General features: G+C 41.2%; 21 protein-coding genes. 15 read left to right on the forward strand and 6 right to left on the reverse strand.

Annotated features, from left to right (window positions below):
* Window positions 1-3: 3 nt before the first annotated feature.
* The 9 genes from ACESMA_RS05040 (at window position 4) to ACESMA_RS05080 (ending at window position 9,504) form a co-directional block, all read left to right on the forward strand.
* The gene (locus tag ACESMA_RS05040) at window positions 4-1,962 is read left to right on the forward strand and encodes a DUF4157 domain-containing protein (RefSeq protein WP_372947683.1); all 1,959 of its coding nucleotides are present in this window, start codon (window positions 4-6) and stop codon (window positions 1,960-1,962) included.
* Window positions 1,962-2,306: a hypothetical protein gene (locus tag ACESMA_RS05045; RefSeq protein ID WP_372947684.1), complete on the forward strand. Its 345-nt coding sequence runs from the start codon at window positions 1,962-1,964 to the stop codon at window positions 2,304-2,306. The genes ACESMA_RS05040 and ACESMA_RS05045 overlap by 1 nt, the downstream gene beginning before the upstream one ends.
* 36 nt (window positions 2,307-2,342) lie before the next feature.
* Entirely contained in the window at window positions 2,343-4,913 is a 2,571-nt protein-coding gene (locus ACESMA_RS05050; RefSeq protein ID WP_372947685.1) for a DUF4157 domain-containing protein, read from the forward strand.
* Window positions 4,914-5,010: 97 nt separating this feature from the next.
* Window positions 5,011-5,364 carry a hypothetical protein gene (locus ACESMA_RS05055; protein ID WP_372947686.1) on the forward strand — a complete coding sequence of 118 codons (354 nt, stop codon included), beginning with the start codon at window positions 5,011-5,013 and terminating at the stop codon, window positions 5,362-5,364.
* Between the two features lie 142 nt (window positions 5,365-5,506).
* Window positions 5,507-6,259 (forward strand): hypothetical protein, encoded by a 753-nt coding sequence (locus tag ACESMA_RS05060; protein ID WP_372947687.1) that lies wholly within the window; start codon window positions 5,507-5,509, stop codon window positions 6,257-6,259.
* A gap of 29 nt (window positions 6,260-6,288) precedes the next feature.
* Window positions 6,289-7,608, forward strand: coding sequence for an ATP-binding protein (locus tag ACESMA_RS05065; RefSeq protein ID WP_372947688.1), 1,320 nt, complete (start codon window positions 6,289-6,291; stop codon window positions 7,606-7,608).
* 41 nt (window positions 7,609-7,649) lie between these two features.
* Window positions 7,650-8,660 (forward strand): PASTA domain-containing protein, encoded by a 1,011-nt coding sequence (locus tag ACESMA_RS05070; protein ID WP_372947689.1) that lies wholly within the window; start codon window positions 7,650-7,652, stop codon window positions 8,658-8,660.
* A 3-nt stretch (window positions 8,661-8,663) separates the two neighbouring features.
* Window positions 8,664-9,197, forward strand: coding sequence for a hypothetical protein (locus tag ACESMA_RS05075; protein WP_372947690.1), 534 nt, complete (start codon window positions 8,664-8,666; stop codon window positions 9,195-9,197).
* Window positions 9,198-9,333: 136 nt separating this feature from the next.
* Entirely contained in the window at window positions 9,334-9,504 is a 171-nt protein-coding gene (locus tag ACESMA_RS05080; RefSeq protein WP_372947691.1) for a hypothetical protein, read from the forward strand.
* 7 nt (window positions 9,505-9,511) lie between these two features.
* Here ACESMA_RS05080 and ACESMA_RS05085 read toward each other — a convergent pair whose 3' ends face one another.
* Window positions 9,512-10,474: an integron integrase gene (locus ACESMA_RS05085; RefSeq protein WP_372947692.1), complete on the reverse strand. Its 963-nt coding sequence runs from the start codon at window positions 10,472-10,474 to the stop codon at window positions 9,512-9,514.
* 368 nt (window positions 10,475-10,842) lie between these two features.
* Between ACESMA_RS05085 and ACESMA_RS05090 the strand changes: the two genes are divergently transcribed.
* Entirely contained in the window at window positions 10,843-12,222 is a 1,380-nt protein-coding gene (locus ACESMA_RS05090) for a hypothetical protein (RefSeq protein ID WP_372947693.1), read from the forward strand.
* Between the two features lie 263 nt (window positions 12,223-12,485).
* A complete protein-coding gene (locus ACESMA_RS05095) occupies window positions 12,486-13,493 on the forward strand; it encodes a uroporphyrinogen decarboxylase family protein (protein ID WP_372947694.1) in 1,008 nt (335 codons plus the stop codon).
* On the opposite strand, the gene ACESMA_RS05100 is transcribed toward ACESMA_RS05095, so the two are convergent.
* Both ACESMA_RS05100 and arcC read right to left on the reverse strand, forming a co-directional pair.
* Window positions 13,480-14,478 carry an ornithine carbamoyltransferase gene (locus ACESMA_RS05100; RefSeq protein WP_372947695.1) on the reverse strand — a complete coding sequence of 333 codons (999 nt, stop codon included), beginning with the start codon at window positions 14,476-14,478 and terminating at the stop codon, window positions 13,480-13,482. The genes ACESMA_RS05095 and ACESMA_RS05100 overlap by 14 nt on opposite strands.
* 212 nt (window positions 14,479-14,690) lie before the next feature.
* Window positions 14,691-15,665, reverse strand: a complete 975-nt coding sequence (arcC, locus tag ACESMA_RS05105) for a carbamate kinase (protein ID WP_372947696.1) — start codon at window positions 15,663-15,665, stop codon at window positions 14,691-14,693.
* Window positions 15,666-15,945: 280 nt separating this feature from the next.
* On the opposite strand from arcC, the gene ACESMA_RS05110 reads away from it, so the two are divergent.
* Together ACESMA_RS05110 and ACESMA_RS05115 are read left to right on the forward strand one after the other, a co-directional pair.
* Window positions 15,946-18,348 (forward strand): FtsK/SpoIIIE family DNA translocase, encoded by a 2,403-nt coding sequence (locus ACESMA_RS05110; protein ID WP_372947697.1) that lies wholly within the window; start codon window positions 15,946-15,948, stop codon window positions 18,346-18,348.
* A gap of 9 nt (window positions 18,349-18,357) precedes the next feature.
* Window positions 18,358-19,008, forward strand: coding sequence for a LolA family protein (locus tag ACESMA_RS05115; RefSeq protein WP_372947698.1), 651 nt, complete (start codon window positions 18,358-18,360; stop codon window positions 19,006-19,008).
* Here the strand turns inward: ACESMA_RS05115 and aroQ are convergent.
* Entirely contained in the window at window positions 19,001-19,417 is a 417-nt protein-coding gene (aroQ, locus tag ACESMA_RS05120; RefSeq protein WP_372947699.1) for a type II 3-dehydroquinate dehydratase, read from the reverse strand. The genes ACESMA_RS05115 and aroQ overlap by 8 nt on opposite strands.
* Before the next feature lie 142 nt (window positions 19,418-19,559).
* Between aroQ and xerD the strand changes: the two genes are divergently transcribed.
* Together xerD and pckA are read left to right on the forward strand one after the other, a co-directional pair.
* Window positions 19,560-20,459: a site-specific tyrosine recombinase XerD gene (gene xerD / locus ACESMA_RS05125; RefSeq protein ID WP_372947700.1), complete on the forward strand. Its 900-nt coding sequence runs from the start codon at window positions 19,560-19,562 to the stop codon at window positions 20,457-20,459.
* Between the two features lie 205 nt (window positions 20,460-20,664).
* Entirely contained in the window at window positions 20,665-22,272 is a 1,608-nt protein-coding gene (gene pckA / locus ACESMA_RS05130; RefSeq protein ID WP_372947701.1) for a phosphoenolpyruvate carboxykinase (ATP), read from the forward strand.
* Between the two features lie 83 nt (window positions 22,273-22,355).
* Here the strand turns inward: pckA and ACESMA_RS05135 are convergent, their stop codons facing one another.
* Both ACESMA_RS05135 and fumC read right to left on the reverse strand, forming a co-directional pair.
* Window positions 22,356-23,732: an MFS transporter gene (locus tag ACESMA_RS05135; protein WP_372947702.1), complete on the reverse strand. Its 1,377-nt coding sequence runs from the start codon at window positions 23,730-23,732 to the stop codon at window positions 22,356-22,358.
* 83 nt (window positions 23,733-23,815) lie between these two features.
* A complete protein-coding gene (fumC, locus tag ACESMA_RS05140; protein ID WP_372947703.1) occupies window positions 23,816-25,210 on the reverse strand; it encodes a class II fumarate hydratase in 1,395 nt (464 codons plus the stop codon).
* Window positions 25,211-25,279 lie beyond the last annotated feature (69 nt).

Below are 25,279 nucleotides of genomic sequence, written 5' to 3' on the forward strand. Positions count from 1 at the left end.
GTTATGAGCACAAAAGTAAATAGGGTTAGAAGACGTACGAGAAGGGAAAAAAGAAAATCGCCCTTTTTTTCGTCTCGCAGGAGTTCCGGCTTTTTAGGCTTGCAGGCAAAGTTGTCGGTTGGGAAGCTGGGCGATAAATACGAGATGGAAGCCGATGCAGTTGCCGATAAAGTGGTGAATCATACCGAATCCGGTTCCAGCGCGTTTTTCGGTGCATCAAATTCTGCTTTTTTTGCAAACCAATACGGGCTGGTGCAGGAAAAACCGCTTGCAGGTGAAATAACTCCGTTGGTACAGAAGCTGGATGAGGAGGAGAAAGAAGTGCAGGCAAAACAATGGGGAAATATCCAAATGCAGGTGGAAGAGGAAGAACAACCCGTTCAGGCTCAGGTAGAAGAAGAGGAGGAAGCGGTGCAGGCCCAGGCAGAGGAGGAGGAAGAAGAAATGGCGCAGATGCAGCCTGCTGAAGAAGAGGAAGAACTCCAAGCAAAGCAGGGACAGGCCGTGGAAGAGCCCGAAGATGAAGCCTATATTGCCGGACAGACAGAGGAAGAGGAGAAAGAAGTGCAGGCCAGTCTGAACGGACAAACCGCCGTTAATCCATACACAGAAAGCAAATTAAAAAACAACCCAGGAAGTGGAAACAAATTAGATACTGCTACCCGCAATGAAATGGAAAGTGGCTTCGGCGCCGATTTTAGAAATGTAAATATCCATACCGACTCCACAGCGGAACAGATGAGCAAAGAACTGGGCGCTCAGGCGTTCACCCACGGAAATGATATTTATTTCAACAAAGGAAAATTCAATCCACAGTCGAAAGAGGGCAAGCACCTTTTGGCGCATGAGCTCACACACACCATTCAGCAAAAGGGAATGATACCCGCCAAATTGCAGATGACCATCGGCGACGGACACGATTTGACAGCAGCGCGTTTTTCGGGCAATGCCGATTTGGAAGCCGTTTACGATAATGAACGATTATTGCGGGTTGGCGATTCTGGCGCTGCCGTTTCTCTAATACAACAAGCTTTGATAGATGCCGGTTTTTTGCTCCCCCAGTTTGGAGCCGACGGTATTTTCGGAAATGAAACACGCCGCGCCTTGATGGATTTCCAAAGTGCATCATCTTTATCGGCTGACGGGGTTTTGGGCCCGAATACTATGTCGGCGTTGAATGCTTTATACACAGGCGGAGCCCCTGTACTTCCGCCGCCGGTACCGGTTGTGCCGCCACCCACTGCGCCACCTGTGGTAACATCGGAAACCATTAAAAGCGCTCCTGACGGAACGCCCGATACCCTTACAACGGTTGGGGTGGGAGAGCGCGTCCGGTTCACGGCCAACACTTCGGGCACGTGGACAGTTTCCCACGGCCACATCATCGGACTAAATACCGGCTCCAATATTGTTTGGGAAGCGCCGCCCACAGCAACTGCACCCACCATTACGGTAACCACACCGGGCGGAACACGCGTTGTGCCTATGACGGTTATTGCGCCCAATGCCTTGTCCATGACGGTGAACAGGAATGATGCAATTCCTGCCAGAACCGCCGGGGCCTGCATGATTACCGATGTAGTGGTGAACCCGCTGAATGTGAACTTCGGGCGCACCCAGTGGCTCGAGGTTCCGGGGCCTGCAACCAATGTATCGGGCTACTTTAACCGGTTTGCAGGGGCAACTATTTTCCACAACCCAAACCCCGACTACCTTCCGTTTAACGATAACAATACCGGTCTGCGGGATCATGCATCGTGGCATGCCGTGCCTGCACCTTTCTCTTTCGGAACCTTCGAGTGGGTTATTCCCAACCGTTATAAAATCGATGGCGAATCCGACGCACAGGGCAGGATATTCACCAACACGGTGCAGGCCTTTTTTATGTTCCCTGGCGGAACAATGATGATTACCAAAGCGGGAGCTGTAGTTATGCGGTTTATTAACAATGTAGTTATTTAATGAAATACGATAAGCTAAATATTGAACTTCTGGTGAGCTCCAGCACCATAAAATTAAATGAGGTCACTGATTTTAAAGTTGGCCTGGATTTAACCAATGAAAGCGACAACCCGGTTCATTTCGAAATTGCGGAAACGGAATTATATGTGAACAACCGGAAAAGTATTGCATGGGATTTGGCGGTGCAAAACGGGACCATAATTAACCTGAAAATCCGGCCCCGAAAAAGTAAAACGGCACTATGGCCATTAGGTAATGCTTTGTTTGAAAAAGCGGGGAAATATAAGCTCGAACTCCGGTGGGTAGATATGGTGGAAGTGCAGGAGGTGACGGTAAATGAGTAAATTATGTATAAATTTTTAGTTTAAAGGATAGTTTTGATGCATGCAGAAAAAAATACAAAAAAGAATTCACATTCTTCTTCTTTTCGGGGAAGCGGATGGAATTCGGTCTTTTTTCAGCCAAAGCTAAATATTGGAACACCCGGCGGCAAATATGAACTTGAAGCCGATAAAGTGGCCGACCAGGTAATGGAAAGAACCCAAAACCAGGATTCTTTTCTAAATACATCTTCCGCTTCTTCCTTTTTCCCTTCTGCTCAAACTTCAGCTATTCAGAATTCCGGGGTGGAAGAATTTTCGGAACAGGAAGAAATTAGTGAAAAACCTCTGGAAGATTCGGTGTCTCCCTTTGTTCAAAAACAGGTTAAAGAAAAATTTGAGGAAAAACCAGTACAAATGCAGGAAGAAGAAGAGGAAGAACCTTTACAAATGTTGGCAGAACAGGAAGAGGAGGATATTCAGGCAAAATCTGAAGGACACGTTTCTGCATCTCCTGCTATTGAATCAAAACTTTCCAACTCAAAAGGTAGTGGCCGGAAAATGGATATCGCAACTCAAAGAACTATGGAAGCTGGATTTGGAGCTGATTTTAGCAAAGTAAATATCCATACCGGGGCTGATGCTGTTCAAATGAGTCGTCAACTTGGGGCTCAAGCTTTTACTCACGGAAAAGATATATATTTTAATGAGGGCAAGTATGACACTAATTCAAATTCTGGAAAACATTTGTTGGCGCATGAACTGACACATACGTTGCAGCAGGCGTTGCCAAGTTATTCAGTTCAAAAACAAGAAGGCCAGGAGAGTAATTTGGACCGCTTAAATGAAATGCTTGATAGATGGAATGTGCCTGAAGAAGAAGTTATTTCGATTTGTACTGAACTAGATGACAGAGAGAAAGCTACTGTTAGGACCAATAGAACATACAAAACAAGAATGGCAAATGCCCTAAATGTAGGTGAAATGGTTCGCGCAGTAAACAATTTAGGTTTTCCATTAGAGACAAAATTAGATTGGGTAAAGGCAGGTGCTACATTTGGCACTACATTTATTGAGTATAGTGAGATTAAGGCAATGGTAACGGGGGCGCCTCAATCTGAAAGGGATGTTTTAAAAACAAGTACAACTGCAGGAAAAAGTTTTTTTGTAGGTGTCTGTACCAATGAGACCATGGTTGAAGCTTTAAATGATCTTCAATTTGATCTAATTACCAAGCTCATTTGGTTAAAGGCAGAAATGACTATCACCAGTTTGGAACTTAGTTACGAAACAATACAGCCCTGGATAATTCATGCCAATACAACACAAACTGAAAGGGATTCATTAAAAACCAATACTATTGTAGGGAGAGATTTTTTTGTTGATGTATGCACAAACGCTACCATGGTAACTGCTCTCGATGATCTTCAATTTGATCTCATTACCAAACTCATATGGTTGAAGGCAGAAATGACGATTACAAGTTGGGAGCTTAGTTACTCAACAATACAGCCCTGGATAATTCATGCCAATACGACACAAACTGAAAGGGATTCACTAAAAACGAATACCATTGTAGGCATGGATTTTTTTGTTGACGTTTGCACAAACGCTACTATGGTAACTGCTCTCGATGATCTTCAATTTGATCTAATCACCAAGCTTACGTGGTTAAATGCAGAAATGACGATTACCAGTTGGGAACTTAGTTACCCAACAATAAAGCCCTGGATAATTCATGCAAATACAACACAAACTGAAAGAGATGCATTAAAAACAGAAACCTGGAAAGAATTTTTTATCAATGTTTGTACAAATGTTACAATCATAGAAGCCGTAAATGATTTGCAATTTGATCTGAAAACTAAAATTGAGTGGGTTCGAACCGAAGCAGGTTTAGAAGAGGTTAAACAGGTTATCGAATTGGCAACACAGGCCGATAGGGATGTAGTTTGGAATGATGCTGCATACTTAAATACGCTGCGTTCAGAAGTGGGAGATGATTACTATTTATGGGTAATTGTTAAGCTGAGAATGTTATTTGTTGGCACCGTATCACATACCTCAGCTTTAGATGCAGATGCTGCAATTCAGGCTCATCTCTCGGCTTATGTAAGTGGTGGGGTTGCAGCCGGCCGAAAAATTGAAGGATTTGTTGCTGTTGTTGATACAACAAATTGGAATATTGCCGGAGAACATCATTATGGAGCTACTGTTTGGGCAACAAAAAGTATAAATGGTTTTGTAGATAGTGCAGGTCGTGTTTGGATTGAACAAAATAGTGGTAACCCGGGTACTATGGTACACGAAGCAACACATAAATATTCTTCTGATCAATTAATAGGTGTTAGTCAACCTTTAAACGAAGGAGTTACAGAATACTTTACGCGACTTGTTTGTAATGCAGATGGGATAAATATTGCAGGACGAACAAACTATCAAAATAATTGGACAACTGTTACAAAACTTGTTACTTTAGTCGGAGAAGCTGTAGTAGCAGGTGCTTATTTCGATGGCGATATGGAAACACTGGAAAACACATTTGTTGCTGCTAAAAGTGCTTCCGATTGGACTGATTTTATAACAGAAACAAAAAACAAAGACTGGGCTGCAGCTGATGGATACTTATAAAAAAATTGGATTTTGCTTTATGATCAGCTTATTGCTTATTAGTTGTTCACAAAAGATAAAGGGGAATACGGAACCTAATAAATTAAATTCAAATAAAATGTCAAACTATTTAGAACATGAAAAAGAGAAAGTGAAACACTTAATGAGAAGCTTCTCCAAACCTCTAAAAGAAATTAAAGCAATACCTTCTGCAACTGAAATGTCTGCTTTGTATGCTATTGGTTATGAAGTCATAGATGAAGATGTTCTTTGTACAATTTATATTTATGAAAATCAAAAACAACATGAAACTGCGCTAAAACTATTAAAAAATAATAAAGCTGCACAAAAAGAAAATTCAATAACAAGTTCAAACGGCGGCCTGTTTTTTTGGGGTTATCAAAAAACAGGTGATTCAAGATCAAAATACATTTTGAATGATTTGGTATCTGCTTTTTCAGGAGAAGAATAAATTACCATTTTGAGAACCAGTGTTTTGTTTGTTTTGTCGGAAATAATATAAATTAAATCAGGAGATTGTCAGATTGTGGTATTAAAATGATACATAAAATTTCATTTTTTATTAATTAATTGAAATATAAAATATTATAACAATGGAAAATTTATTAGACGGACTACTATTGTACGAAATAACCCTCCTCATCCTTGGTGTAATTTTATTTCTGATTTTGAGTATCGGATTGCTGTATTACATCATTAAAAAAGAACAGATTGCAAAACTGCTTTTTTTCTTTTTTATTCCAATTGTAATGATTGGTTACCCTAGCATTACGCAAATCACCATATCAAACGATAAAATTGAATTGACAAAGTGGCAAAATCAGGTACTAGATGATCCTGAAGATTCTGTGGCGGTTCAGAAAATGCAAGAATTAACTACAAAATTGGAAAAAAGGGCTTCCACAACTGAAGACCTGGTTCAGGTAAGTACCTCGAATTTGTTGTTGGGAAACAATGAAAAGGCTGAAAATTTAGCCGATAAAGCATTGGAAAAGGATAAGACCAGCACAGCAGCGCTCAATATTAAACAGATGGCAAGAGTTCAGGAAAGCATAAAGAATAAACCGGTACTGGAAAATGCTGCGCCGGTAGAGAAAGAAGCCACTCCGGCAAGGGAAGAAACAAATTTATCCGCAATTCCTTATAATCAGGCAAATACAATTACAGATTCGCCAGCAGTTACAGCCATCCCCCAGACTGGAAATGATACGGCAAAGTTGATGGTGAATCCGCAAACCAAAGATTTACAACAAATGGAAGTTACAAATGATCTCACCAAAGTAAAATCATTTTTAATCAAAAGGTCGATTAAGAATATAAATACAACGCGTGAATCAGCCAAATAAAAAATAAGAATGATTTCAATAGAAAATAAATGAGTAACTCTGAAGCGCTTCATTTTTTACGTAATGTAATTAATGCCCGGCTTGAAACAGAATTGAAAGGCAACAAATCCCAAATTCCTGAATTCAGGTTCGAAAATTCAGGCAATACCAGATTGAATGAGTTTATCAGGGAATACAATCTTTCCACTCAGGAAATAATTATCCTTTTGCTGGCGCTTGTACCACATTTCGATCCCGGTTTTTTTCGCTCGGTAATTTCTTATTACCTGCCTAATGGCGGCGATTTTCCCGAGTTTGGCGGTGTTAAAGGCAAAAACCACCGTGGCATATTGCCAACCGGTGAAACTGTACTATTTATCCTGGCCGGGAATGATGTGGAAAAACGCACAGAAATTTCCCGTTATTTTGAAGAAGTTCATTTGTTTGCCAAAAAAAGTGTATTATCCATTGAGCCTGCCGGACACGGAGAGCCCAAAATGAGCGGACGCCTGATAATGGATGAGGAATATGTAGATTTATTTATCAATGGCAAAATTTCAAAACCCCGGTTAAGCAATGATTTTCCTGCCGAACGCATTACAACGGATCTCAATTGGGCCGATTTGGTTCTGCAAGAAAAAACTATGGACGGAATAAAAGAGATTGAAACCTGGCTGAAATTTAATGATAAATTGCTGAATGAATGGAAAATGCGTGGGAAAATCAAGCCAGGATTCCGTGTATTGTTCCATGGTCCCCCGGGTACAGGAAAAACTTTAACTGCCTCCCTTCTGGGAAAATACACAGGGCGCGATGTGTTCCGAATAGACCTGTCAATGGTAGTTTCAAAGTACATTGGCGAAACCGAAAAAAACCTTTCGAAACTTTTTGATAAAGCCGCCAACAAAGACTGGATTTTGTTTTTCGACGAGGCAGATTCCATTTTTGGAAAACGCACCAACGTTCGGGATGCCCACGATAAATATGCCAACCAGGAGGTTTCCTATTTGCTGCAGCGTATTGAATCGCACGCTGGGTTGGTCATTTTGGCTTCCAACATGAAGTCGAATATTGATGCCTCATTTACCCGCAGGTTCAATTCCGTCATTGAATTCGATAATCCCGATACTTCCGAACGACTTCAACTCTGGAGAAATTACCTTCCTTCTATTGCAAAACTCGACAAAAAAGTGAACATGGATGAAATAGCCCGAAAATATCATTTAACCGGCGCCAACATCGTAAATGTCATTCAGTTTGCCGGGTTGCAAACATTGCAAAAGAAATCGAAAACCATTTCGCAGGAAGACCTTCTGAAAGGCATTCAGAAAGAATATGAAAAAGAAGGGAAAATGATGCGGCTGGAATAAATTTTTTCCCGAAATTGTATTGTTGTTAAATTTGGTTTATAATGAAGGCTGAATATAAAGCCGGAAAACCAACTCCATGGCCAGTTTTATTAAAACTAGTCCCGTTTTTTTTTCTTTTTGCTTGTTTCTCATTTTACTATTCCTCTGGTAATACTAATCAGTTTATTTCTGCTGAAATCGTTTATCAGCCTGAATTGGTTTCCGTGCCTCAGTACGTTGGAATGCAATTGGATCGCGCTGTTTCGCGCATGCCTAACGACAGGCTCGCTCCGGGCCAAATAAATGAAGTTTACTCTGATGATTCCCCGGGAATGGTTGTTGGTCAGTTTCCCGAAGCGGAAATGCTGGTAGATCCGGGTACGCAAATTAACCTGGAAGTTTCCCTTGGTCCTCCGCCCCGGCGAAGGGTGGAAGTACCAAATGTAACCGGAATGAATATCGCGGAAGCCGAGGCAATATTGAGAGAATCAAATTTAGGAACCGGACAAATTTCCGAGCGGTTGGCTGATGAAAGGGAACCTGGCACCGTACTGGAACAATCGCCTCAGGCCGGAACAGTGGTCATGGAAAACACCGGAGTAGATTTGGTTGTTTCAATTCGTGATTTTAGGGTAACGGTCCCTGACTTAATTTCCATGAAGATGGAAAAAGCAATTCGTGTGTTAAAAGAAAACAGGTTAAATTATGAGCTGAATTATGAAAATTCAGGCCGACCCGAAAATACTGTAATTAAGCAGGAGCCGCCTCCCGGAACCCGCGTAAATGAGGGTGACGTGGTTTTCCTAATCGTTTCCCGGAAAAAACAATTTTCGCTTTTGCTATTTTTTGGCGGATTCCTCGCTATTGCAATTTTTGGGGGTTTTGTCGGCTACCGGTTAAAAAAAACAAAAACCGGAAGAAATCGCTTGCCGGAGAAAAATCTTGTGACGTATAAGCCTGTTTGGGAAGCGGGCAGGCAAATTTTGAACGTGCATGGAAACAAACTTGCTGATTCATCACTTCGGATTAAATACATTCAGGATTTAGGTTCGTCAACCATATTAAAGCCGTAAAAAATGAAATACGAAGAAATAACCATCAACCATCTTCTCGGGGAGAATAACATATTTTCTGAAAAATTCTCTGCATTGGAAAAAAATGCAAAATTTGATAACCTTAAACAGGAAATCAAACGGAAGGAAAAAATTTTTCAGTGGCAGAAAATACAGGATGAAATTTCTGAAAACTGCACAAAACTTTTGAATGTTCCCTTGAAAACTATCCTGGAGAAAGCCTGGGAAAAGTATGAAGAAGTAAGTCAATACCTTGACATGGAAAAATACGGAGACGAAAATACCTTTCTGATTCCGCTGGTGGAACACACCGTTGTTTCAGAACATCATCCGAAAATTGAAGTTAATTTAGGCGAAATGCATTTGGCCACCATTGATTTCGATGTTCATCTTGAATTGATTTTGAAAGGTGTAGTGCTTAAAATCGGTCAGGGAAAAATTCAGGGAGTGAATGCAGGAAAATGTAAAAGTAAAGCATCGCTTTCATGCGAAGAGGTTCTTTTATTCGAAGACGAAAGCCGGGAATTTGAATTTTGACCGGATTGCAATTTAACTGACATATATTTTGTTATTCTTGGGGTAAAATCAAAAAACGATGACAAAAACCGAACAATTCCGCGAGTTTTTGCAAAAGGGTTCGGTTCAGAATTAAATCCTTTTCCGGCCCATTTTAATGTATTTTGCTGCTAATTTTATCGAAAAAACGTATGGCGAATTTGCCTCCTGTTACAACGTTTGGGTGGAAGCCAACTTGCAGTGTATGGACTCATTCGGCCTCGATATGCTGGGTCTGATTTCCAACCCATATCTCGAAATCAGCGCGATTGGCGCTAAAATTCAATAGAACAATTTTAAAAATCGAGCGGACTGTGTACGTTTAACCTGTTTTTGTTAAGTATCTGGTTGTATTTCATTGTAGTACGAACATCTTTGTGCCCAAGTAATTCCTGAACTGCATGCACATCATAACCATCCTCAAGTAAATGAGCTGCAAAAGAGTGACGAAAAGTATTGCAGGAAACATTCCTGTTAATTTTTGATTTTTTCACTGCAGTTTTTATTGCTTTTTGCAAATAGCTTGCATGTTTATGGTATTGTACCAGTTTTTTAGTAAATGGATTTTCCCTAAGTTTTACCGAGGGAAAAATAAACTGCCAATCGCAATTTTTACAGGCTTTTGGGTATTTTTTTTTATTGCTTTCAGATACTGGTGCTCCCGAAAATTCTTTGAGCGTGTTGTTCTCTTCAAACTTTATTTTTGCTTTTTCAACCTGTCTTTTTAAAGCCGGTTTCAATATATTCGGAAGAATGGTTTTTCTTTCCGTATTTTCTTTTTCATCGCGAATAATTAATTTATTCAATTTAAAATCAATGTCTCTTATCCGCAAATTCAGACATTCCATTAAACGTAATCCACTTCCGTATAAAAGGGAAACCATCAATCTTTTTTCACCGTTTAACTGGTCTAATATTTTTTGAATTTTATCGCGTTCCAAAACCAAAGGCAATTTTTTCCCGGAATGAATATTCATCAATTCACTGCTTTTTATTGAAATTTGAAGTATGTATTTATAGAAAAACACTATGGCATTTAATGCCTGGTTTTGGGTTGATTCTGAAACTCCCTTTTCAACAGCAAGGAATCTAAGAAAGTTTTTAATTTCCTGTTCACCTAAATTATTTGGATTTTTGCGGCCGGTAAATGTAATAAATCTGTAAATCCAGTCGGTATAAGCTGTTTCTGTTTTATTACTGTATTGTTTGTGCCGGATAACGTTTTCAACCCGGTTCATAATTTCAGAATCTTTAAGCATTTTTTAAGAGATTATTTATAAAACATCCATTTGGTAAATAAATATTGCATACAATGTACAAAAAAATACCAAAATATCCCTTTTAATTTTCAGATAAAAAATATTTATATTTTTCTGGTAATTAAGTGTATATGTTGCAAGTTAACTGCTGTTCAAATGCAGGTACTGTCTGTATTTGCATCCCAAACAAGCATAAATTATAGAATCTGCCAGTTTTTGAATACCAGGCGAGCATGTTAGATTGGTCTGCTAATTTATTGATATTTATTAAGATATAACTTACCTTGAATAAATATTGGATGCATCAATTTGGATTCAAATCACTATTTTTTAATAAATAAATTCAATAAAATGCAGGAGGTAAAAAAATGAATGAAAAATTAAAAGTAAAAGAGAAATTACCAGAGAAAGTTAAAATTCCGGATTTAGGATGCTGTCCTGAATTAGCACAAGTACCTGTTTGTGACACGCTAAATTTCCGTTACCGGCTGCCATTTCGGCCAAGGGTTGGAGATAACCGTCAGCAGGTTCCAGTTGAAGTGGAATTGCATTTCCGGCTTGAACGGTGTACAGGCCCGCTGGTAGTAGGCGATCCAATTTATTCTACCACGCTTCTTCCTGGTGAAAAAGTTCGGTTGTTTACAAGTGATCGCCACAGTCGTTGGTCATACGACAGTGAATCAAATTTGTCCTACCGCCATGAAACGACTTCTGAAGAATCGTTTTATACGGCTGGTATGGCACAGGCAATGAGCGATTTAACAATTAATGAAAGTGGTTCTTCAAGTTCAAATTATGAAGAATCATGGGCAGAAGGCGGAGGCGGTGCAAGTGTCTCACTTTTTGGTATTGTAGAAATTGGTGGCGGTGGTGGTGGCGGTAGCTACGATGCACAATCGGCAAGTGAATTTAGCCGCAGTTTATCGCAACATGCCGAATCTGCATCAAGATATGTTGCTGCCAGCGTACGGGCAAAAAGTTCTACTTCAATTGGTGAAGTTGAGCAGCGAACACATCAGGAAGGCGAATCAGAGGCTCATTATGAATCATCTTCCCGTATGTTCAGTAATCCCAACAAGTGCAGAGCGGTAACCTATTTGTTTCATAAAATTAACAAGATGCAAACCGTTCGGTTAAAACTTGTTGCTATTGAACGCCGGATTGCAGATCTCAAGGTGCCCACAGGTGCAACCCAACGGGTTCCGGTTGATACTACCGGTCGTGTTGCAGTGGTACCAAAAGCAGTTGCAGCTACCAGCAAGAACCGTTTGGATATTGAACGTATGGCGCGGACAAGCGCTGCCGAACGGCAACAGGCAAATTTTGTTAGTTCCGGGCTTTCGGCCAGGGCATTTTCTGCCACTACATCTTACAAAACTGCTAATTTGGTTTTGGAAAGAAGTGAACCCACTTATAGTGATGCCGTTCGGAATGCTGCATTGCAAGCCGTAGATCAGGATCTTGTAAAAGCCGGATTACTCGACAGACAATCGGGAAAACCCACGGAAAAAATTATTGCTGAATTATCGTGGGAACGGACTGAAGTTTTGCCAACACCAGGAATAATTGTCAGGGGTTGTCTTGATGAATGTGAAACCTGCGAACCGGCACTTCAACAGGAAATTGAACTGAATTTGGAACGCAAAAAGCTTGAAAACGAAATGCTTAAAAAGCAAATTGAGCTTTTAGAGAAATCTCAGGAATACCGGTGCTGCCCACCGGATGAAACTGAAGAAGAACCGGAATAAGGAAATGAATGTATTCATACACAGATGCCCCGTCATTTTCGGCGGGGCATTTTGTTTTGTAACCTGCATTTATTCATAAATTTTGTTTGTGATGAATGAAATGCAGGTTAATCCCGACTTAGATGGAATTAAACTTTTGAAAAAAGTTTTTACGTAATCTTAGTCGCTGTCGGAGACAGGAATAATTCTTGGATTATTCGGGATAAAAAGCATAGCGAAAAATTCATTAAAAATTGTTTATTTTTAGAAATTAAAAACAGCCGATGACAAAAACCGAACAATTCCGCTCGCTTCTGCAACATGGAACATTGCCAGAAAAAGTACTTTTCAGGCCCATTTTAATGTATTTTGCTGCCCGGTTTATCGGGAAAACCTATGGCGAATTCGCCTCCGATTACCATGTTTTGGTGGAAGCTAATTTGCGTTGTATGGACGAATTCGACCTCGATATGGTAGGTCTGATTTCCGATCCATACCGGGAAACCAGTGCGTTTGGCGCCAAAATTCAATACATTCCTGATGGTGTGCCGCGTTGTCTGAATTACATGGTGGAAAGTATGGATGATGTGACAAACCTGAAAAATCCGGATGTCTATAAAGCTGAACGAACACGTGACCGAATCAAGGCTGGCGAAGTTCTTTCGAAGAAAACACAGGGGAACGTTCCCATTATCGGCTGGATTGAAGGCCCGCTTGCCGAAGCGTGCGATTTGGCCGGCGTGCAAAACATAATGATGCAGTTGATGATGGAACCCGATTTTGCCAACCGGCTGATGGACAGATGTATGGTTACTGCAAAAGATTTTGCCAAAGCCCAAATTGAAGCCGGTTGCGAAATTATTGGAATGGGCGATGCGGTTTGCTCCCAAATTGATGCAGAAACCTATGAAACATTTATAAAGGAACGCCATAAAGAACTGATTGAATTCATTCATAGTTTGGGTGGAAAAATCAAACTGCACATATGCGGCGACACGAATCACCTGTTGCCGCATTACAAAGATTTGAACCTCGATGTTCTCGATCTCGACTGGCAGGTGGATATCAGCCATGCCCGATCTGTGCTGGGCGATACTGTAATTCTTGCCGGCAACATCAATCCGGTTTTGGTGCAGGACAAATCCCGCGACGAGGTTTTCAGTCTATGCCGCAGCCTGGTGGAAAAACACAAAAACGAACGGTTTATCCTGTCTGCCGGTTGCGAAATTACCGTTTTAACACCGCCCGAAAATCTGAAAGCGATGGATGAGGCGCGGATTAACCCAGCGTAGCAACCATCACCGCTTTAATAGTGTGCAGCCGGTTTTCAGCCTGGTCGAATACCACCGAAGCTTCGCTTTCAAAAACTTCATCGGTAACTTCCATCGCTTCAAGGCCAAATTTCTGATAAATTTCTTCGCCAACTTTGGTGTCGCGGTTATGGAATGCCGGAAGGCAGTGTAAAAATTTCACATTGGGATTGCCGGTGAGTTTCATTGCTTCTGCATTTACCTGGTAAGGTTTCAGCAATTCAATGCGTTCGGCCCAAACTTCGTCCGGTTCGCCCATGGAAACCCAAACATCGGTGTAAAGAAAGTCGCAGTCTTTCACTGCCTCAGCCACATCTTCGGTAATTAAAATTTTTGCTCCCGATTTTTTGGCAATTTCCCTGCACTTTTGCTGCAATTCATCAGAGGGTTGGCACTGTTTTGGAGCAGCAGCCCTGAAATCCATGCCCAGTTTGGCTGCGCCCACCATGAGCGAGTTGCCCATGTTATTGCGGGCATCGCCCAAGTAGCAGAATTTAATTTGCGACAAAGGCTTGTCCGAATGCTCCTTCATAGTGAGGAAATCAGCCAGAATCTGAGTTGGATGGAACTCGTTTGTCAAACCATTCCAAACCGGCACTCCGGCATATTTGGCCAGTTCTTCCACAATTTTCTGCCCGAAGCCGCGGTATTCAATGCCATCGTACATAAGGCCCAGCACACGCGCGGTGTCTTTCATGGTTTCCTTTTGCCCGATTTGCGAACCCGACGGACCGAGATAAGTTACGTGCGTACCCTGGTCGAAAGCAGCCACCTCGAAAGCACACCTGGTGCGTGTAGAGGCTTTTTCAAAAATCAGGGCAATATTTTTGCCCTTCAGCATTTGTTGTTCGGTGCCGGCATATTTTGCTTTTTTTAATGTTTCTGACAATTCAAGCAAATATTTAATTTCCTGTGTTGAGAAATCCAGCAACTTTAAAAAATTCCGGTTTTTTAAATTGAAAGCCATATCATTCAGTTTATTATATTATTTTAATTTATTAGTTTTTTGTAAAGTTTTACTTGCTATTCACCGGTCACCGGTCACCGGTCACCTGTCACCGGTCATCTGTCACTTGTCACTTGTCACCTGTCACCGGTCATCTGTCACTTGTCACCGGTCATCTGTCACTTGTCACCTGTCACCGGTCATCTGTCTTCCCACTTCCTGCTTCCTGCTTCCTACTTCCTGCTTCTGTCACTTTCATCGTATTCCATAGTAATTTTCGAACCGAATGATTTGTCTTCCAGTTTTTTGGCCTCTGTAATTACACTTTTTTTGCCACCGCTTTTTATAAATTCGAGGCAGGCCCTGATTTTCGGTTCCATGGATCCTTCGGCAAAAGTACCCATTTCGAGGTATTTTACGGTATCGGCATAGTTCAAAAATTCCAGTTTTTGCTGGGTAGGCAAGCCGAAATCTTTGTAAATAAATGGCACGTCGGTTAAAATATATAGCTCATCGGCACCAATGTTTTTGGCCAGCAACCCCGAAGCCCGGTCTTTATCAATAACTGCATCAATTGTACGCACATTGCCTTCATCATCGTAATAAACAGGAATTCCACCGCCGCCGGTTGCAATCACAATATTGCCGTTATTCACCAGCAATTCAATGGTTTCTTTATTAATAATATCTATTGGAGCAGGCGAGGGAACTACCCGGCGGTAACCGTCTGTTGTTTTGGATGATGATTTGAAAACCCAGTTCTTTTCCTTGCTGAGTTTGTCGGCTTCTACCCTGGTGTAACTTTTTCCGATTCGTTTGGACGGATTTTGGAAGGCCGGATCGTTTTGGTCCACTTCAACTAAAGTAACCATAGTAATCACATTTTTTTTAATACCGTGTTTGTTCAGCACGTTGCGAATGATGCGTTCAATCATGTACCCGATTCCTCCCTGCGAGTCGGCCACACAAATATCCAGCGGCATGGGGGCAATGTTGTACATTTTTTCGCCGGCATCGTTTCGCATCAGAATGTTTCCCACCTGCGGGCCGTTGCCGTGGGTAATCACCAGTTCGTAACCGTCTTTAATCAGGTGAATCAGGTTTTCGACCGTGTCGGTTGCATTTTGTTCCTGTTGTTCAATGGTTCCTTCCTCATTGTCGCGCAGCAGGGCATTTCCGCCCAAAGCTACCACTGCCAGTTTTTCCATAGTTTCAAATTTGAAAAGGCAACAAACATAAAAAAAACGATGAAAAAAAGAAATGAATTTAAGACATCTTTAAATCTTCATATATTGTTATAAAACAATATTTTATCAGAATAGTAAAAACTGAAAATAAAGTGGTGTGTTTTAGTTTTAAACCGAAAGAAAAGGTGGTATGGAATTTTCATTTTTATTTTGAAATCGTATTTTTTTTGAAAGAAGAAGACCCCGTTAACCTCATTTTTTTGGTTAAATTTGCCGATTATTAAAAAACAAGCGAAGCAACATGGCATTCAAAGCAAAAAAGCCCGGAGGTTCGAAAACAAAAAAGAAAAAATCAACACAGCATTTTTTTCTGAATGAGAAATTCAGGTTCATTTTAGGGATTTTTGTATTACTGGTATCGGCCTATTTGCTTATCGCATTTGTTTCCTATTTATTTTATGGCGCAGCCGACCAAAGCAAACTCGATTTACCCTGGAAAGATCTGGTTTTAAAATCAGGTATTAAGGTGGATAATAAGGCTGGGAAAACCGGTGCGTTTCTTTCGGAACACATTATGAACCGTGGTTTTGGAATTGCTTCGTTTCTGTTTGTTTATTTGCTGGTAATCACCGGTTTAAAAATTTTAGGGCGAAATCTTGTGAAATACCGGCGCGCATTGGTTTTTAGCCTACTATTAATACTTTGGATTTCAGTAACATTAGGTTTTGTTTTTCCGAAAACGAATTCAACTTCCTTCATTTATCCCGGTGGACAATACGGTTTTGTACTAAGCAACTGGTTGAGTTCTCTGGTGGGCAAAGCAGGGCTGGTTATAATATTGTTTATTTTCATTTTATCCATTTTGATTATTCGGTTTGAAAAAGCATACGCCTTATTTAAAAACCTATTCAGGAAAAAAGAAAAAACGGAAGAGGAAAACAATATTGTTTCCGGGGAACTTGCAGACCAGTTGGTTTCTGACGATTCCATATCAAAAGTGATTGACGAAGATGACAACATTCAGGCTATTTTTGAACCGGATGAAGAAGAAGAACAAATGGAAATTAAACGGGCTGAAGATGAGATTCAGCCTGAAACTCAAAAAAACGGGGAAAAAGAAGATGAGGATGACCTGGAATTAACTGTCCATAAGAAAAAAGAAGAGGAGGTTGATGAAGATTATACTGGTGAAGGAATGGAAGATTACGATCCAACACTTGAACTGTCGAAATATAAATTTCCTACGCTTGAAATGCTTGAAGACCACAATTCTGGTAATGCTGAAGTGAGTAACGAGGAATTGATTGCCAACAAAAATAAAATTGTAGAAACGCTTCGCCACTATAAAATTGAAATTACCAAAATAAGGGCAACCATTGGGCCAACAATAACATTGTATGAAATTGTTCCGGCGCCTGGAATTCGCATTGCCAAAATTAAAAACCTGGAGGATGACATTGCCCTGAGCCTGGCTGCTCTCGGAATTCGAATAATTGCTCCAATCCCCGGACGAGGAACTATTGGCATAGAGGTGCCAAATCAAAATCCGGAAGTAGTTTCCATGCGGTCTATTCTGAGCTCGCGCAAATTTCAGGAAAGTACGGCCGATTTGCCCATCGCTTTGGGAAAAACTATTTCCAACGAAACTTATATGTTCGATCTCACCAAAATGCCTCATATTTTGGTTGCAGGTGCTACGGGGCAGGGAAAATCGGTGGGAATCAACGTAATCATAGCTTCGCTGCTTTATAAAAAACATCCGTCGCAACTGAAATTTGTTTTTATCGACCCCAAAAAGGTGGAACTGAACCTATATTCAGTGCTGGAAAATCATTATCTGGCCAAACTGCCCAACGAAGATGAACCAGTTATTACCGATATTCAAAAAGTAAAATATACGCTGAATTCACTTAATGTGGAGATGGACCAGCGCTACGATCTGCTGAAAAAGGCTCACGCCCGTAATGTGAAGGAATACAATAAAAAGTTTATCAGCAGGAGGTTGAACCCTGAAAAAGGGCATCGGTTTATGCCGTATATTGTGGTGGTTATTGACGAATTTGCCGACCTGATAATGACTGCCGGTAAGGAAATTGAACTTCCGATTGCCCGAATTGCACAATTGGCAAGAGCCGTGGGTATTCACATGATTATTGCCACACAGCGTCCTTCCACCAATATTATTACAGGTGTAATTAAAGCGAACTTCCCGGCGCGTATTGCGTTTAAAGTGGCTTCCATGATTGACTCACGCACCATTCTCGATACACCGGGTGCTAATCAGCTCATCGGCAAGGGTGATATGCTCATTGCACAAGGTAGCAACATGACCCGTGTTCAGTGTGCGTTTATCGATACACCCGAAGTGGAACTAATATGTTCGTATATTTCAGAACAGCAGGGGTATCCCAGTGCGTTTATGTTGCCTGAATATGTTGGGGATGATGAGGCAGGACCCGGAGAAGTGGATTTAAATAACCGCGATGAATTGTTTGACGATGCTGCCCGGGTTGTGGTTATGAACCAGATGGGTTCAACTTCCATGATTCAGCGTAAATTTTCAATCGGGTACAACCGGGCCGGCCGCATTATGGATCAACTTGAGGCAGCCGGAGTGGTTGGTCCGAGCGAGGGAAGCAAGGCACGGCAGGTGCTTATTCAGGATGATTACAGTTTGGAACAATTATTGAAAAGCTTTAACTAAAATATTATAATGAAACATATTTTTCTTTTAGGAATTTTTTTAGCGTCTGTTTTTTTTGCTTCTGCACAGCAAGACCCAAAAGCCAAACAGATTCTTGACGAAGTGAGCGAAAATACACGGTCGTTTAAAACCATTTCTGCAGAGTTTGTTTTTTCCATGGAAAACAAAGAAATGGATATAAATGAACGAAACGAAGGTACTATTAAGCTGAAGGGACAAAAATATGTGGTTGACTTGCCGGACATTGGAGTGAAAGTTTTTTCTGACGGAAAAACACTTTGGAATTATATGGAAGATGGCAACCAGGTAACTATTTCGAATTTGGAAGACGGAGGCAGTGAACTCATGGACCCGTCATCGGTTTTTACAATTTACGAAAAAGGGTTTCAATCTAAATATGCAGGTGAAAAAACTATCGGAAACGCAATGGTGCACCAAATAGAACTTTATCCTGATACAGATGAACATGAAGTTTCGAAAATTCTGCTTTCAATTGGTAAATCAGATAAAATGATAAAATCAGCTTTGCTTTACGGAACAGACGGAAATTTGTATGGCATTGAAATAAAAAAGATGGATACCCAAACCGAACTGCCTGATTCTTATTTTGTGTTTAAGACCGGCGATTATGGCGATGTTGAAATCATTGATTTCAGGTAAGATAACTTAATACAGCCAGCCTGTAAGAATCGAGCCCGAAACCCATTATACAGCCTTTACAAACAGGCCCGATAACAGATTTGTGCCTGAAATCTTCCCGTGTAAGTGTATTGGAAATATGCACTTCGGTAACCGGAGTAGTAACACCAGCAATGGCATCACGAATGGCAATTGACGTGTGAGTGTAAGCTCCTGCATTGATGATGATGCCATCAGAAGAAAAACCAAATTCATGAATTTTATCAACCAGTTCGCCTTCAATATTCGATTGAAAGTAAGTGAATTTAACTTCTGGGAAAACAGATTTTAACTTTTCATAATAATCTTCATAACTTTCCGAACCGTAAATGCTTTTTTCCCTTTTCCCCAGTAAGTTCAAATTTGGGCCGTTGATAATCAATATATTCATTTTATTTCGATTTTAATATATTTTATAGTAACTTTAAAGTCATTAAAACGTAATTGATATCATAATAATTAAAATATTAATTCGTATTAGTTTTTTCAAAAGTATTTAAATCATCGGATTTAAAAAATAAAAATTGAAAGTTATGAAATGGGAGGAAAGCAAAAAAGGTTTTGAGAACTACCTTACACTGGAAAAGTCGTTATCGCAAAATTCCATTGCAGCTTATATTAACGACATTAACAAGCTGATTGAATTTCTGGGCAAAAATTTTAAAAAAACCAGTCCGGAAAAGGTCAAACTAAATCATTTAAAAAAATTTGTGGAATGGTTGAACGAGCGGGGAGTAAGTCCCCGAACTCAGGCCCGGACTATTTCAGGCATCAAATCGTTTTACAAATACCTGTTAATTGAAGGGAAAATTTCAAGCGATCCCACAGCATTGCTTGAATCGCCTAAAATTGGCCGAAAACTTCCGGATATTTTGTCAATGGAAGAAATCGATCAACTAATTGACGCAGTAGATTTGGAAAAACCGGAAGGGCAAAGAAATAAAGCCATGCTTGAAACTTTGTACAGTTGCGGTTTAAGGGTTTCGGAGTTGGTAAACCTGAAAATTACCAATTTATTTTTTGAACAGGGATTTGTTAAAATAGAAGGAAAGGCTGGAAAAGAAAGGCTGGTGCCTGTTAGTAAACGGGCCGTAACAGAAATTAATAAATACCTGAATGGCTATCGCAAAAGTCTTAAAATTCACAAAGACAGTGAAAATATTCTTTTTTTGAACAGAAGGGGTAAAAAACTGAGCCGTGTAATGGTTTTTACCATTATTAAAAACCTGGCTCAGAAAATTGAACTGAACAAAAAAATCAGTCCCCATACGTTCAGACATTCTTTTGCTACTCATTTAATTAATGGTGGAGCAGATTTGCGTGCTGTGCAGGAAATGCTGGGGCATGAATCTATTTTAACTACAGAGATTTATACGCATCTGGATAGGGATTATCTTAAAAATACAATTCACCAATTTCATCCAAGGTCGTAGTGTTAAACATAATATATTTTTAGGGCTGAAAATTCAGCCCTTTTTTGTGCTTATGCTTTTTTTGAATTTGTTAAGATAATGTTTAATTGGCTGCTAAATAAGGTTGAAACATTCCAATTCCCTGCCTTTAGCAGAAAAATATTCTATTTTTGTAAACAGAATTCGTTGAGATTATCAGTTATATCAAGTTAATTATTAGGTAGTTATGAAAAATTTAAATTTATCGAAGTACGGCATTCAAAACGTACAGGAGATTGTTTACAACCCCTCTTACGAACAACTTTTTGAGGAGGAAATGAATCCCGGACTCGAAGGTTTCGAAAAAGGCCAGCTAACCGAACTGGGTGCAGTAAATGTAATGACCGGAGTGTTTACCGGTCGTTCGCCCAAAGACAAATTCATTGTAAAAGATGACACAACCAAAAACACAATCTGGTGGACAACCCCGGAATCGCCAAACGACAACAAACCAGTTACAACCGATGTATGGAATGAATTAAAAGCATTAACGGTAAAACAGCTTTCCGGTAAAAGGTTGTTTGTTATGGATACTTTTTGCGGTGCAAACCCCGATTCAAGACTGAAAGTAAGGTTTATTATGGAAGTGGCATGGCAGGCACATTTTGTAAAAAATATGTTTATCAGACCAACAGAGGAAGAACTTGAAAACTACGGCGAACCAGATTTCGTTTCGTTAAATGCTTCAAAAACAACCAATCCGAACTGGAAAGAGCAGGGGCTAAATTCCGAAGTTTATACCGTTTTCAACCTGACTGAAAAAATGCACGTTGTTGGCGGAAGCTGGTACGGTGGTGAAATGAAAAAAGGAATGTTTGCCATGATGAATTATTATCTTCCTTTGAACGGAATGGCATCTATGCACTGTTCTGCAAACGTGGGAGAGAAAGATGATGTGGCTATTTTCTTCGGTCTTTCAGGTACCGGAAAAACGACTCTATCAACCGACCCGAAACGCAAATTGATTGGCGACGACGAGCATGGCTGGGATGATAATGGGATTTTCAATTTTGAAGGAGGTTGCTACGCCAAAACCATCAACCTCGATCCGGAAGCTGAACCGGATATTTACCGCGCCATCAAACGTGATGCATTGCTTGAAAACGTTACTGTTGATGAAAATGGAAAAATAGACTTCAGCGATGGTTCTGTTACTCAAAATACCCGTGTTTCCTATCCCATTTATCACATCGAAAATATTGTAAAACCGGTTTCAAAAGCAGGGCACGCCAACAAGGTGATTTTCCTTACTGCTGATGCATTTGGAGTAATGCCGCCCGTATCGAAACTGACTCCGGAACAAACCAAATACCACTTCCTTTCAGGATTTACAGCAAAACTGGCCGGTACCGAGCGTGGTGTAACCACACCGCAACCTACTTTTTCGGCATGTTTTGGCGCTGCATTTCTTTCGCTTCACCCAACCAAATATGGCGAGGAACTGGTGAAAAAAATGGAAGAACACGGTGCGGTTGCCTATTTAGTGAACACTGGCTGGAACGGAACAGGTAAGCGAGTTTCCATTAAAGATACGCGTGCTATTATCGATGCCATTCTGGATGGTTCAATCGAAAAAGCTGAAACCAAAATAATTCCGGTTTTTAACCTCGAAGCTCCCACTGCATTGCACGATGTTGATCCGAATATTCTTGATCCCCGAGACACTTATGCCGATCCGAAAGAATGGGAAGAAAAAGCCAAAGATTTGGCCAGCCGTTTTATTAAAAACTTCGAAAAATACACCGATAACCAGGAAGGTAAAGCACTGGTTGCTGCTGGTCCGCAACTTGGATAATATCAAAACAAAATCATAATACCGAAAGGCTTCGTCAGAATTGGCGGAGCCTTTTTTTTAACTTTTATAATTAACAAAATGATTTACCGGTTTATTTTACCGCGGTTATATGAAAAGTAAATTCCGGCCATACTAATAAATGAAAAGCTTATAAATCCCCATTTCATAGCTTTCAAAAACAAATGGTCGGGAACTGTTTCAATGGCCTGGTTTCCCATCATTCCGGCAAAGAAAAGGGTGGCAATAGTCATACTAACAATTTGCCCCACAACCCGCATGGTTGCTGCCGAACCTGATGCAAGCCCGAGCTGGGTTTTTTGCACAGAACTCATAATGGTATTCATGTTGGGCGAAGAGAAAAAGGCGAATCCCAGGCCCACCCAAAACAGCAAAGCTACAATCAACCACAAAGATGTAGTGCCTGTAAGAAAAGCAAAAGCTGCCAGTCCAATAGTACACATGGTCATGCCTAAAGTAGCCAGGTAGCGGGGTTGAATACGGTCGGAAAGCCTGCCTGCAACAGGCGAAAAAATGGCCATCATGGCTGGCTGGGCAACCAGAATAATACCGGCATTTCGGGGCGATAAACCCTGAACTTTCTGCAAATACAAACTCAGCAAAAACACAATAGCAAAAGTTGCGCTGTAATTGATAAGCGCAGCCAGGTTGGAAAAAGCAAACAGTCGGTTACGGGTAAACAGTTTTGTTTCCAAAACAGGCATAACTGACCGGCTTTCAATATACCAGAAAAGAACCAGTGCCAGAGAACCTCCACCCATCAGCAACCAGCCTGAAATGGCAGGAATACGCGAAGATCCGTAAACCATAGCCACCAAACCAGCCATATAAAACAGGGTTCCTTTCAGGTCTGGTTTTTTCGTTGAAAAATCACCATGGTTGTCTTTTCCTAAAAACAGGAAAGCAACAATAATGGTGAGTATTCCCAAAGCAGAAGAGACAAAAAAGATGGAACGCCAGCCCAAATACTGAGTTAAAAATCCACCGGCAAACGGACCGAATGCCAGGCCGAGATAAACCGCTGAAACCGACATACCCAATACTCTGCCGCGGTTCTGAGGCAAAAATGCAGAAACCAGAATGGCCGGTCCGGTGGTGCTGGAAAACGCTGCACCAATTCCCTGAATGAACCGGAACAGAATAAGCCAGAAACCGGAAGGTGCAAAGCCGCAAACGATAGATGAAATGGTAAAAATGGTGATGCCGGTTTTAAAAACGCGCCGGATTCCGGTTAAATCGCCCCAACGGCCCACTGGCAACAAAAACATAGCAGTGGCCAGTAAAAAAGAAGTAATTACCCAGCTCAACTCCACCGCGTTAAGTCCAAAACTTTTTTCGATGGCCGGCAATGCAATGTTTACCGATGATATTAGAAAAGTTCCCATAAACGAGGTTATGGCAACAATACCTAAAATGGAAATCTGCTTTTTTGTCCAGTTCATAAAATTTTATCTTGTACCAATCAGAAGAGGACAAAATTAGCATTTATCAGCGGAATTAAAATGCAGCCATCCAGCTTGAAGTTTCAGTCGGTTCTGGTCATCTTTTCCGGTCGCACCCATTCGTCGTATTGTTCCGGTGTAACATAGCCCAGCCGAACAGCTTCTTCTTTTAGAGTAGTGCCGTTTTTATGGGCTGCCTGGGCAATTTCCGTTGCTTTGTAATAGCCAATTTTGGTGTTCAACGCCGTAACCAGCATGAGCGAAATATTCACCAGTTTTTCAATCACCGGGTAATTGGGTTCGATGCCAACGGCGCAGTTGTCGTTAAACGAAACACAGGCATCGCCCAGCAGTTGGGCGCTTTGCAGAAAGTTGGCAGCCATCAAGGGTTTAAACACATTCAATTCGAAATGGCCTTGCATACCACCCACCGAAATGGCCACATCGTTACCCATCACCTGGGCGCAAACCATGGTGAGGGCCTCACTTTGTGTGGGATTCACCTTTCCGGGCATAATGGAAGAACCGGGTTCGTTGGCCGGCAGAATCAGTTCGCCAATTCCCGAGCGCGGACCTGAAGCCAGTAACCGGATGTCGTTGGATATTTTATTGAGCGAAACGGCCAGTTGTTTTAACGCGCCATGCGATTCCACAATGGCATCGTGAGCCGCCAGCGCCTCAAATTTATTGGGTGCGGTCACGAACGGAAGCCCTGTAAGTTCAGCGATTTTTTTCGCCACCAACACATCGTATCCTGCCGGAGTGTTCAGTCCGGTTCCTACGGCAGTGCCGCCCAGGGCCAGTTCCGAAAGATGATCCAGCGTATTTCTTAGCGCTTTCAATCCGTGGTTGAGTTGCGCCGTGTATCCTGAAAATTCCTGGCCAAGGGTGAGGGGAGTGGCGTCCATCAGGTGCGTGCGGCCAATTTTTACAACATTTTTAAACGCCTCAGATTTTTGCTGCAACGTATCGCGCAGTTTTTCGATGCCCGGAATGGTTTTTTCCACCACGGTTTTATATGCCGCAATGTGCATGGCTGTTGGGAAAGTGTCGTTAGACGACTGCGACTTGTTTACATCGTCGTTGGCCTGCAGTACTTTTGCGCCTTCGTCCAGTGTTTTTCCGGCGATTACCTGCGCCCGGTTGGCAATCACTTCATTCACGTTCATGTTGCTCTGTGTGCCCGATCCGGTTTGCCAAATCACCAGCGGAAACTGGTCGTCCAGCTTCCCTTCCAGGATTTCATCACACACCTGTGCAATCAAATCCCTTTTTTCTTCGGACAAAACTCCCAACTCGCAATTGGCATAAGCTGCGGCTTTTTTCAGAATGGCAAACCCGGATATAATTTCTTTAGGCATGGAGGCCGCCGGACCAATTTTAAAATTGTTGCGCGAACGTTCGGTTTGTGCGCCCCAGTATTTTTCGGTAGGTACTTTTACCTCGCCCATGGTGTCTTTTTCAATTCGGTATTCCATAGTTTCTTTTTTTTATTCGTAGAATAAAAGACCCGAATGCCAAGTGTTGTGAGAGGTGCTCTAATGAGT

It is taken from the genome of Mariniphaga sp. (assembly GCF_041687215.1).
In the GTDB taxonomy this organism is placed as follows: domain Bacteria; phylum Bacteroidota; class Bacteroidia; order Bacteroidales; family Prolixibacteraceae; genus Mariniphaga.

Coding starts and splice junctions, on each gene's coding strand:
- ACESMA_RS05100 (WP_372947695.1), bottom strand. CDS start 14,478: ATGGCTTTCAATTTAAAAAACCGGAATTTTTTAAAGTTGCTGGATTTC.
- aroQ (WP_372947699.1), bottom strand. CDS start 19,417: ATGAATATATTGATTATCAACGGCCCAAATTTGAACTTACTGGGGAAA.
- ACESMA_RS05040 (WP_372947683.1), top strand. CDS start 4: ATGAGCACAAAAGTAAATAGGGTTAGAAGACGTACGAGAAGGGAAAAA.
- ACESMA_RS05095 (WP_372947694.1), top strand. CDS start 12,486: ATGACAAAAACCGAACAATTCCGCTCGCTTCTGCAACATGGAACATTG.
- ACESMA_RS05085 (WP_372947692.1), bottom strand. CDS start 10,474: ATGCTTAAAGATTCTGAAATTATGAACCGGGTTGAAAACGTTATCCGG.
- xerD (WP_372947700.1), top strand. CDS start 19,560: ATGAAATGGGAGGAAAGCAAAAAAGGTTTTGAGAACTACCTTACACTG.
- ACESMA_RS05110 (WP_372947697.1), top strand. CDS start 15,946: ATGGCATTCAAAGCAAAAAAGCCCGGAGGTTCGAAAACAAAAAAGAAA.
- ACESMA_RS05080 (WP_372947691.1), top strand. CDS start 9,334: ATGTATTTTGCTGCTAATTTTATCGAAAAAACGTATGGCGAATTTGCC.
- ACESMA_RS05115 (WP_372947698.1), top strand. CDS start 18,358: ATGAAACATATTTTTCTTTTAGGAATTTTTTTAGCGTCTGTTTTTTTT.
- ACESMA_RS05090 (WP_372947693.1), top strand. CDS start 10,843: ATGAATGAAAAATTAAAAGTAAAAGAGAAATTACCAGAGAAAGTTAAA.
- fumC (WP_372947703.1), bottom strand. CDS start 25,210: ATGGAATACCGAATTGAAAAAGACACCATGGGCGAGGTAAAAGTACCT.
- ACESMA_RS05055 (WP_372947686.1), top strand. CDS start 5,011: ATGTCAAACTATTTAGAACATGAAAAAGAGAAAGTGAAACACTTAATG.
- ACESMA_RS05060 (WP_372947687.1), top strand. CDS start 5,507: ATGGAAAATTTATTAGACGGACTACTATTGTACGAAATAACCCTCCTC.
- ACESMA_RS05065 (WP_372947688.1), top strand. CDS start 6,289: ATGAGTAACTCTGAAGCGCTTCATTTTTTACGTAATGTAATTAATGCC.
- pckA (WP_372947701.1), top strand. CDS start 20,665: ATGAAAAATTTAAATTTATCGAAGTACGGCATTCAAAACGTACAGGAG.
- ACESMA_RS05050 (WP_372947685.1), top strand. CDS start 2,343: ATGCATGCAGAAAAAAATACAAAAAAGAATTCACATTCTTCTTCTTTT.
- ACESMA_RS05070 (WP_372947689.1), top strand. CDS start 7,650: ATGAAGGCTGAATATAAAGCCGGAAAACCAACTCCATGGCCAGTTTTA.
- ACESMA_RS05075 (WP_372947690.1), top strand. CDS start 8,664: ATGAAATACGAAGAAATAACCATCAACCATCTTCTCGGGGAGAATAAC.
- arcC (WP_372947696.1), bottom strand. CDS start 15,665: ATGGAAAAACTGGCAGTGGTAGCTTTGGGCGGAAATGCCCTGCTGCGC.
- ACESMA_RS05135 (WP_372947702.1), bottom strand. CDS start 23,732: ATGAACTGGACAAAAAAGCAGATTTCCATTTTAGGTATTGTTGCCATA.
- ACESMA_RS05045 (WP_372947684.1), top strand. CDS start 1,962: ATGAAATACGATAAGCTAAATATTGAACTTCTGGTGAGCTCCAGCACC.